The 1,316-nt window shown below is 69.8% G+C and carries 1 protein-coding gene; it reads left to right on the top strand.

Annotated elements, in window-relative coordinates:
- Positions 1 to 166: 166 nt before the first annotated feature.
- Positions 167 to 1,249, top strand: a complete 1,083-nt coding sequence (locus ACDELDRAFT_RS22570; protein WP_005801267.1) for an ornithine cyclodeaminase — start codon at positions 167 to 169, stop codon at positions 1,247 to 1,249.
- Positions 1,250 to 1,316 lie beyond the last annotated feature (67 nt).

The raw sequence follows: 1,316 nt of genomic DNA, 5'->3' as shown, positions 1-1,316 counted from the left end.
CGCGCGGGCGGCATCCTGTGGATTGGGCGGCTGGCCCCCGGTGATGGCAAAAAGGCAGTCAGTGCTGGCGTTTTGCTCTGTTGAGCAGCCATCTGGTGCAGGTTGGGGCATTCCCATTGCCGCGCCGCCCGCGGAAACTGGTTTCCATTCTGGAGACCTTTCCACCATGCGCACCACGGCCCCCACCTCCACCCTGTACCTCAGCGCCCCCGAGATGGCCGAACTGGTCCGCCGCAAGGGCGTGCACACCTGCATCGCCGGCATCGCGGACTATCTTCGCGACGACTTCCTGCGCTGGCCGCAGTTCGACAAATCCGCCCGCGTGGCCAGCCATTCGCCCGACGGGGTGATCGAGCTCATGCCCATCGCGGACGCCACCACCTACAGCTTCAAATACGTCAACGGCCATCCCCGCAACACGCTGCGGGGCCTGTCCACCGTGATGGCCTTTGGCGTGCTGGCCGATGTGGCCACGGGCACGCCGCAGCTGCTCAGCGAACTCACGCTCACCACGGCCTTGCGCACTGCCGCCATGTCGGCCCTGGCGGCACGCGCCCTGGCCCGGCCAGACAGCCGCGTGATGGCGCTCATCGGCAACGGGGCGCAAAGCGAGTTCCAGGCGCTGGCGTTCCAGCACCTGCTGGGCATCACCGCGCTGCGCCTGTTCGACACCGACCCCGCCGCCACCGCCAAGCTGGTCGCCAACCTGGGCGGCACGGGCCTGCAGGTGACGGTGTGCGCCAGCGCCGCCGAGGCCGCGCGTGGGGCCGACATCGTGACCACCATCACCGCCGACAAGACCAACGCCACCATCGTCACGCCCGCCATGGTGGCGCCCGGCATGCACATCAATGCCGTGGGCGGCGACTGCCCTGGCAAGACCGAACTGCATGCCGATGTGCTGCGCCAGGGGGCCGTGTTCGTCGAATACGCGCCGCAGACGCGCCTGGAGGGCGACATCCAGCAACTGCCGGCCGACTTTGCCGTGACCGAGCTGTGGGAGGTGCTGGCGGGGCGCCAGCCGGGGCGCAGCCACGCCGCGCAGGTCACGGTGTTCGATTCGGTGGGGTTTGCGCTCGAGGATTTCTCGGCCCTGCGCTTCATGCGCGACGCCGCGCTGGAGCTGGGGGTGGGCGAGCGCATCGCACTGGTGCCCGCCCTGACCGACCCCAAGAACCTGTTTGCCGTACTGCGCCAGCCCGCCGCCGCGCCACGGATGCCCGCGCCGGCGCTGGGCGCGGTGGCGTGAGGATGGGAGGGTGACGCAAGTGCTCTGGCCGTGGACGGGCCAGCGCTCCTTACCGGAATCGGCGGGC

The organism is Acidovorax delafieldii 2AN (assembly GCF_000175235.1).
Classification (GTDB): Bacteria; Pseudomonadota; Gammaproteobacteria; order Burkholderiales; family Burkholderiaceae_C; genus Acidovorax; species Acidovorax delafieldii_B.
Note: the sequence above shows the minus strand (reverse complement) of the source record. Positions and strands in the feature narration are given on the sequence as shown.